This is a genomic window from Catenulispora pinisilvae, from assembly GCF_015356865.1.
Lineage (GTDB): Bacteria > Actinomycetota > Actinomycetes > Streptomycetales > Catenulisporaceae > Catenulispora > Catenulispora pinisilvae.
This window is the reverse complement of record NZ_JAAFZA010000119.1, coordinates 23,011-30,941: the sequence shown is the minus strand read 5'-3', so window position 1 is coordinate 30,941 and position 7,931 is coordinate 23,011. Positions and strand designations below refer to the sequence as shown.

Genomic DNA, 7,931 nt, shown 5'->3' with positions numbered 1-7,931 from the left:
GCCCCACCCACCCCCGACCAGCGCCTGGCCGACCTGGCCCGGCTGCGCCGCGTCCGCGATCGCATCGACCGCGAGTACGCGCAGCCGCTGAATGTGGAGGCGTTGGCGCGTGGGGTGCATGTGTCGGCGGGGCATCTGAGCCGGGAGTTCAAGGCCGCGTATGGGGAGTCGGTGTACGCGTACCTCATGACGCGGCGGATCGAGCGGGCGATGGCGTTGTTGCGGCGGGGCGATTTGACCGTGACCGAGGTGTGCTTCGCGGTCGGGTGTTCGTCGCTGGGGACGTTCAGTACGCGGTTCGCCGAGTTGGTGGGGATGCCGCCCGGTGAGTACCGGCGGGCCTCGGCTTTTGCGATGGCGGGGTTGCCGGCGTGTGTGGCGACGCGGGTGAGCCGGCCGGTGCGGGTGGCACCGATCAGGATTCGAGAAGCCCGGGTGGGGGCGCCCACCTAGGGTGAAGTGCATGGACCTCACCATCAGTGCAAGTTTCCTGCCCCAGACCGATCCCGACGCGTCGTTGGCCTTCTATCGGGACGTGCTCGGTTTCGAGGTGCGCAACGACGTCGGGTTCAACGGGCTGCGGTGGATCACCGTCGGGCCGATGGAGCAGCCCGGGACGTCGATCGTGTTGTTCCCCCCGGGCGCGGATCCGGGGGTCACCGAGGCGGAGCGGCAGGTCCTGGCCGAGATGATGGCCAAGGGCACATACGCCGTGCTCCTGCTCGCCACCAGCGACGTGGACGGGACGTTCGACCGGTTGCAGGCGGCCGACGCGGAGGTCGTGCAGGAACCGACGGACCAGCCGTACGGGGTGCGCGACTGCGCGTTCCGGGATCCGGCCGGGAACCTGCTCCGCGTCCAGCAGCAGAAGTAGACCCCGGTAGTAGAAGCAGACCCGGTAGCGAAAGCAGATCCGGTAACCGACTCCGCAGCAGCGCCAGGCCATCAGCGAGGAGAACCGCAGCATGCACGCCGCCGACAGCCACGACCTGATCCGGGTCCACGGCGCCCGCGTCAACAACCTCAAAGACGTCAGCATCGAGCTGCCCAAGCGCCGGCTGACCGTCTTCACCGGCGTGTCCGGCTCCGGCAAGAGCTCGCTGGTGTTCGGCACGATCGCGGCGGAGTCGCAGCGGCTGATCAACGAGACCTACAGCGCGTTCGTGCAGGGCTTCATGCCCACGCAGTCCCGGCCCGAGGTGGACGTCCTGGACGGCCTGACCACCGCGATCATCGTGGACCAGCAGCGGATGGGCGGCGACCCGCGCTCGACGGTCGGGACCGCCACCGATGCCAACGCGATGCTGCGCATCCTGTTCAGCCGGCTCGCCGAGCCGCACCTGGGCTCGCCGAAGGCGTACTCCTTCAACGTCGCCTCGATCAGCGGGGCCGGCGCGGTCACGATGGAGAAGGGCGGCCAGACGGTCAAGGAGCGCCGCAGCTTCAGCATCGTCGGCGGCATGTGCCCGCGCTGCGAGGGCCGGGGCGCGGTCAGCGACATCGACCTGGCCGAGTTGTACGACGAGAGCCGGTCGGTCAACGACGGCGCGATCACCGTCCCCGGCTACTCCGGCGGCGGCTGGAACTCTCGGCTGTACGCGGAGTCGGGGTTCTTCGACCCGGACAAGCCGATCAAGAAGTTCACCAAGAAGGAGCTGCACGATTTCCTGCACCGGGAGCCGACCCGGATGAAGATCGCGGGCATCAACATGACCTACGAGGGGCTGATCCCGCGGATCTCGAAGTCGATGCTGTCCAAGGAGCGAGAGTCGCTGCAACCGCACATCCGGGCGTTCGTGGACCGGGCCGTCACCTTCACCACCTGCCCGGACTGCGCCGGGACCCGGCTGTCGGAGGGCGCGCGGTCCTCGAAGATCAAGGGGATCAGCATCGCGGACGCCTGCGAGATGCAGATCAGTGATCTGGCCGAGTGGGTGCGCGGTCTGGACGAGCCTTCGGTGGCGCCGTTGCTGGACGCGCTGTCGCAGACCCTCGACTCGTTCGTCGAGATCGGGCTCGGATACCTCTCCCTGTCTCGTTCCTCCGGCACGCTGTCCGGCGGCGAGGCGCAGCGCGTGAAGATGATCCGGCACCTCGGGTCCTCGCTGACCGACGTCACCTACGTCTTCGACGAGCCCACCGTCGGCCTGCACCCGCACGACATCCAGCGGATGAACGAGTTGCTGCTGCGGCTGCGCGACAAGGGCAACACGGTGCTGGTCGTGGAGCACAAGCCGGAGATGATCGCGATCGCCGACCACGTGGTCGACCTCGGCCCGGGCGCCGGGTCCGGCGGTGGCTCGGTGTGCTTCGAGGGCTCGATCGAGGGGCTGCGGGGCAGCGACACGGTCACCGGACGGCACCTGGACGACCGCGCGGCGCTGAAGGAACAGACCCGGACGCCGAAGGGTGCGCTCCAGATCCGCGGGGCGTCGGCGAACAACCTTCAGGACGTGGACGTCGATCTGCCGCTGGGGGTGCTGGTGGTCGTCACCGGCGTCGCCGGCTCCGGCAAGAGCTCGCTGATCCACAGCTCGATGCCCAAGCAGCAAGAGGGCGTCGTGTCGATCGACCAGAGCCCGATCCGCGGCTCGCGGCGCAGCAACCCGGCCACCTACACCGGGCTGCTGGAGCCGATCCGCAAGGCGTTCGCGAAGGCCAACGGCGTGAAGCCGGCGCTGTTCAGCGCCAACTCCGAGGGCGCGTGCCCGAACTGCAACGGCGTCGGCGTGGTCTACACCGACCTGGCGATGATGGCCGGGGTCGCGACCGTCTGCGAGGAGTGCGAGGGCAAGCGCTACCAGGCCGAGGTGCTGAAGTACGAGTTCGGCGGACTGGACATCGCCTCGGTGCTGGCGTTGTCGGTGGCCGAGGCCGAGGCGTTCTTCGCCGGCGGCGAGGCGAAGCTGCCGGCCGCGCACAAGATCCTGTCCCGGCTGTCCGATGTGGGCCTGGGCTACCTGTCGCTGGGCCAGCCGCTGACCACGCTGTCCGGCGGCGAGCGCCAGCGGCTGAAGCTGGCGGTGGCGATGGCCGAGGACGGCGGGGTGTACGTGCTCGACGAGCCGACCACCGGGCTGCACCTGGCCGACGTCGCGCAGCTGCTGGGGTTGCTGGACCGGTTGGTGGAGGCCGGGAAGTCGGTGATCGTCATCGAGCACCACCAGGCGGTGATGGCGCACGCGGACTGGATCGTGGACCTGGGGCCGGGGGCCGGGCACGACGGTGGGCGGGTGGTGTTCGAGGGGACGCCGGCGGATCTGGTCGCCGGGCGCTCGACGCTGACCGGGGAGCACTTGGCGGCGTATGTGCGATAACAACCCGTGCAATGACAATAGCTAGATGCCGGGTCAAGTGAGCTGACCAGCGGATTCGCCGAACAGCCGAGCCAGGCGGGGCGTATTACCGTGGAGTGGTGACGCAGCAGTCCCGCACTGACGCCGATACTGACCCGGACACCGGCACCGGTACCGGCCCTGGCACCGGCACCGGCCTCCCGGTCGTCGACCTGTCGCTGGCCGCCGGGTCCGGCGAGGACCGGGCCCGGCTGCACGAGACGCTGCGGGCCGCGGCCACCGACGTCGGCTTCTTCCAGCTGGTCGGGCACGGTGTCACCGCGAACGAGACGACCGCGCTGGGCGATGCGATGCGGTCGTTCTTCGCGTTGCCGGAGGCCGACCGGCTGGCGGTCAGCAACCTCAACTCGCCGCACTTCCGCGGGTACACCCGCACCGGGCACGAGCAGACCGGCGGGGCCCGGGACTGGCGTGACCAGATGGACATCGGGCTGGAGCTGCCGCCGCACGTGCCGGGGGCCGGGGAGCCGGCGTACTGGTGGTTGCAGGGCCCCAACCAGTGGCCGAAGGCGCTGCCGCAGCTGCGGACCGCGACGCTGGGCTGGATCGACAAACTCAGCGCGGTGTCGGGGCGGTTGTTGCACGAGTTGCTGGCGTCGATCGGCGCGCCCCCGGATTTCTATGACGACGCCTTCGCCGGGCATCCGCACCTGCGGCTGAAGCTGGTGCGCTACCCCGGCACGGCTCCGGACGGCGCCGCTCAGGGCGTGGGAACGCACAAGGACTACGGCTTCATCACGCTGCTGTTGCAGGACTCCGTGGGCGGGTTGCAGGTGGCGCGGCCGGACGGGTCGTTCCTGGACGTGCCGCCGATGCCGGGCGCGTTCGTGGTGAATCTCGGGGAGCTGCTGGAGGTGGCCACCGACGGGTATCTGAAGGCGACGAGCCACCGGGTGGTCAGCCCGCCGCACGCGCGGGAGCGGTTCTCGGTGCCGTTCTTCTACAACCCGCGGCTGGACGCGCATATCGAGCCGCTGGACTTCCCGCTCGCGCACCACGCGCCCGGAGCCACGGACGATCCGTCGAACCCGCTGTACGCGGAGTTCGGGCGGAACGAGCTGAAGGGGTATCTGCGCGCGCAGCCGGAGGTGACGAAGAAGTTCCACGCCGACCTGCTGACGAAGTAGCGGTCACCGTGGAGTGGAAGTAGCGGTCAGCGGCGGTGGGGAATGCCGCCCGGGCGGCAGGCGTTGGCCGAAGTCGCACAGTTGTAGATCGCATCATGCAGTTCGCACGGGGCGGCGCGCACCAACGTCCGGCTGCTCCGGGAGACGAGGATCCATGAAGTACTCGCTGCTCGACGTCGCCGCGGTAGCCCCCGACGAGCATCCGGGCGACGCGCTGCACGGCGCCGTGCCGCTGGCGCGCGCCGCCGAACGCAGCGGCTACGAGCGCGTCTGGTACGCCGAGCACCACAACATGTCGGCGATCGCGTCCGCGGCCACCAGCGTGGTGATCGCGCACGTGGCGGCGAACACCGAGCGGATCCGGCTGGGCGCCGGCGGGGTGATGCTGCCGAACCACTCGCCGCTGGTCATCGCCGAGCAGTTCGGGACGTTGGCGGCGCTGCATCCGGGGCGGATCGACCTGGGGCTGGGCCGGGCGCCGGGGTCGGACCAGGCGACGATGCGGGCGTTGCGGCGCAGTCCGGAGTCGGCGGACACGTTCCCGCAGGACGTGCTGGAGTTGCAGGGGTTCCTCAGCGGCGAGACGCGGATCCCCGGGGTGCGGGCGACGCCGGGTGACGGGTCGAACGTGCCGCTGTACATCCTGGGCTCGTCGCTGTTCGGGGCGCAGCTGGCCGCGGCGCTGGGGCTGCCGTACGCGTTCGCGTCGCACTTCGCACCGGACGCGCTGGCGCAGGCGACGCAGCTGTACCGGTCGGAGTACCGGCCGAGCGCGGCGAACCCGGAGCCGTATCTGATCGTGGCGGCCAACCTGATCGCGGCGCCGACCGCGGAAGAGGCCGAGGTCCAGTACCAGGCCGCGCTGCGGTGGCGGGCGAAGCGGTTCCTGGTGCGCGGGGAGGCGGAGCTCAGCGACGATGAGCTGGATCAGGTGCTGGCGACGCCGGCCGGGGAGCACGTGCGCGGGATGATGCGGGTCACCGCTTCCGGGACGCCGGAGCAGGCCGCGGACTACATCGAGCGGCTGGCCGAGCGAACCACCGCGGACGAGGTGATCCTGGCCCCGGCCTCGCCACGGCGGGCGGAGCGGATCCGGGCGGTGGAGTTGGTGCCGGCGCCGGCGGCTCGGGCTTTGCAGGCGTCGTAGCCGGTGCGGGGCCGTTTCGGGCTACCGCCTGGGTGCCGGGTATCCAGGCCTGTGCATGGTCTGTGCATGGTCCGGCCATCGGCGGGCAGGCACCGAAACGGCCCATCCGGCTGGCATCTCGCGGCGGCTTTGGCCAAGGTAGAGAGCATGGCTGAAGCTGGGATGCGGACTGGACGGAGCAAGAAGACCGGCGGCGCGGCGGGGTTCGCGCTGCTGGCGGCGGTGGGGTTGCTGAGCGGGGCGTGCTCCAGCAGCGGGTCGAAGACGTCGGCGAGCGGGAGCTCGTCGAGCTCGTCGACGACGCCTCCGTCCACCTCCTCGTCGACATCGACGCCGAGCACGACTTCGTCGTCGTCCTCGTCTTCCTCGTCGTCTTCTTCGTCGTCGAGCGCGCCACCCACGACCCCGCCCAGCTCCTCGTCTTCCTCCTCGGCGACCTCGAACCTGACGCTCCAGCAGCAGGTCGGGCAGCGGATCATCTACTCCTACCAGGGCCTGACGCCGCCGCAGCACCTGCTGGACCAGATCCGGCAGGGCGACGTGGGCGGCGTGATCTTCTTCGGCGGCAACATCTCCAGCCAGTCGCAGATCACCGGCGTGATCACCGAGCTGCGGCAGGCGCAGGCGGCCAGCCCGGTGCACCTGCCGCTGCTGCTGATGACCGACCAGGAGGGCGGCATCGTCAAGCGGCTGCCCGGGCCGCCGAACATCTCGGCCAAGCAGATCGGCGAGAGCTCGGACCCGGTCGGCGCCGCCACCAACGCCGGCACCGAGGCCGGACAGAACATGTCGGGCGTGGGCATGAACCTGAACCTCGCGCCGGTCCTGGACGTCTCCCGCTCCCCCGGCGACTTCATCGACGCCGCCCAGCGCTCCTTCGGCGAGAACCCGAACACGGTCTCCCAACTGGCCTCGGCCTTCCTCACCGCGCAGCAGAACACCGGCGTCGCGGCCACCGCCAAGCACTTCCCCGGCCTCGGCTCCGCCCCGAACGGCGCCAACACCGACGAGCGCCCGGTCACCCTGACGGTGTCGCTGAACAACCTGCGCAGCATCGACGAGCTGCCGTACGCGGCAGCGGTGCAGAACGGCGTGAAGCTGGTCATGCTGTCCTGGGCGGTCTACACGAACCTGGACCCGAACCGCCCGGCCGGCATGTCCTCCACGGTGGTCCAGGGCGAGCTGCGCGACCGCGTCGGCTTCAAGGGCGTGACGATCACGGACGCGCTGGAGGCCGGAGCGCTCCAGGCATACGGCAGCCCGGGCAACCGCGCGCTGTCGGCGGCCGAGGCGGGCATGGACCTGCTGCTGTGCTCCTCCGGCGACCCGGCGCAGGGGGACGCGGCCGCCGCGGCGATCGTGGACGGGGTGAACAGCGGGAAGCTGAGCCGGAGTGGGTTCGATGCGGCGCTGGGGCGGGTTGACGCGCTGCGGAGCGGGTTGAAGTAGGGCCCCCGATTCAGCCCCAGATTCAGTGTTCTGCTTCGCGGCGTCACCGCGCGAACTCCTTGGCCTTTACCAAAGAAACACCCCACCGCGACGCCTCCCGCCGTCCCGGCACGGCAGTATGGAATGGCAGCCACTGCCGCGCGGACCCGACCGCCTCGCTGGTCGCGTTCGACCTCGTCTCCGGGAGCAAGCTGTGGCAGAGCGCTGCGACCGCGAGCGGCCCGGTGACCGTCGCCGGGGACCGGCTGATCGTGTTGCCGGCGGCGCCGGAGAAGAACGCTGATGTGCTGGCTTTCGCGCTGAGCTGATTCTCCGCCGGTTTGTGGGCGGCGCCGATCCTGGTGGGTCGGCGCCGGTCATACTCAGTGGCCGGTCATACTCAGACGGCATGAGTAGGAATACGGATGCTGATGTAAGCCACGGCCGCGAGGCTGAGGTTATGACCCAGCCGGTATATCAGCGCCCGCCAGATCCCAACCAGCACCGGTTTTGGATGATCGCCCCTGCGGTGTCCCTGTCGATCACCGCGTTCTTGGTTCCCGTCGCCCTCGTTCTCTACGGCTTTTCGGCGATCGTCCTCGACTCGTGCGACTCCAAGGCCGACTGCCCCAAGGCTTATGCCGCGATGGGCCACACAGGATGGCTTATCGCCATCTCGGCGATTCTGGCGGTCGTCCAGTGGCTGCCCGCCCGATTCCTTCCCCGCGCCGGTCGGCTGGCGCTCGCCGCCGTGCCGCCCTTGCTCGCCTTGGCGGCGATGATCAACGCCTTGGCCACTCCTGCGGGCCGGTGACCGACACCGCGACGGTGACGGTGACGGTGACGGTGACGGTGACGATCGAGCTCGTGGAC

At 70.0% G+C, this 7,931-nt stretch carries 8 protein-coding genes; all 8 read left to right on the top strand.

Annotated elements, in window-relative coordinates; translation table 11 throughout:
- The coding region (locus IZR01_RS28460; protein WP_228560390.1) for a helix-turn-helix transcriptional regulator at window positions 1-453 on the top strand (453 nt) is incomplete at its 5' end.
- A 10-nt stretch (window positions 454-463) separates the two neighbouring features.
- Window positions 464-874 carry a VOC family protein gene (locus IZR01_RS28455; RefSeq protein ID WP_194925636.1) on the top strand — a complete coding sequence of 137 codons (411 nt, stop codon included), beginning with the start codon at window positions 464-466 and terminating at the stop codon, window positions 872-874.
- A 91-nt stretch (window positions 875-965) separates the two neighbouring features.
- The gene (locus tag IZR01_RS28450; RefSeq protein WP_194925635.1) at window positions 966-3,317 is read left to right on the top strand and encodes an ATP-binding cassette domain-containing protein; all 2,352 of its coding nucleotides are present in this window, start codon (window positions 966-968) and stop codon (window positions 3,315-3,317) included.
- Between the two features lie 98 nt (window positions 3,318-3,415).
- On the top strand, window positions 3,416-4,483 hold the full coding sequence (locus tag IZR01_RS53530; RefSeq protein WP_194899860.1) for an isopenicillin N synthase family dioxygenase: 1,068 nt from the start codon (window positions 3,416-3,418) through the stop codon (window positions 4,481-4,483).
- 154 nt (window positions 4,484-4,637) lie between these two features.
- Complete coding sequence (locus tag IZR01_RS28440; RefSeq protein WP_194899859.1) at window positions 4,638-5,630, top strand: LLM class flavin-dependent oxidoreductase; 993 nt, start codon at window positions 4,638-4,640, stop codon at window positions 5,628-5,630.
- A 147-nt stretch (window positions 5,631-5,777) separates the two neighbouring features.
- The gene (locus IZR01_RS28435) at window positions 5,778-7,079 is read left to right on the top strand and encodes a glycoside hydrolase family 3 N-terminal domain-containing protein (RefSeq protein WP_194925634.1); all 1,302 of its coding nucleotides are present in this window, start codon (window positions 5,778-5,780) and stop codon (window positions 7,077-7,079) included.
- A 59-nt stretch (window positions 7,080-7,138) separates the two neighbouring features.
- Window positions 7,139-7,387, top strand: a complete 249-nt coding sequence (locus tag IZR01_RS28430) for a hypothetical protein (RefSeq protein WP_194925633.1) — start codon at window positions 7,139-7,141, stop codon at window positions 7,385-7,387.
- A gap of 131 nt (window positions 7,388-7,518) precedes the next feature.
- Window positions 7,519-7,872, top strand: coding sequence for a hypothetical protein (locus IZR01_RS28425; RefSeq protein ID WP_194925632.1), 354 nt, complete (start codon window positions 7,519-7,521; stop codon window positions 7,870-7,872).
- Window positions 7,873-7,931 lie beyond the last annotated feature (59 nt).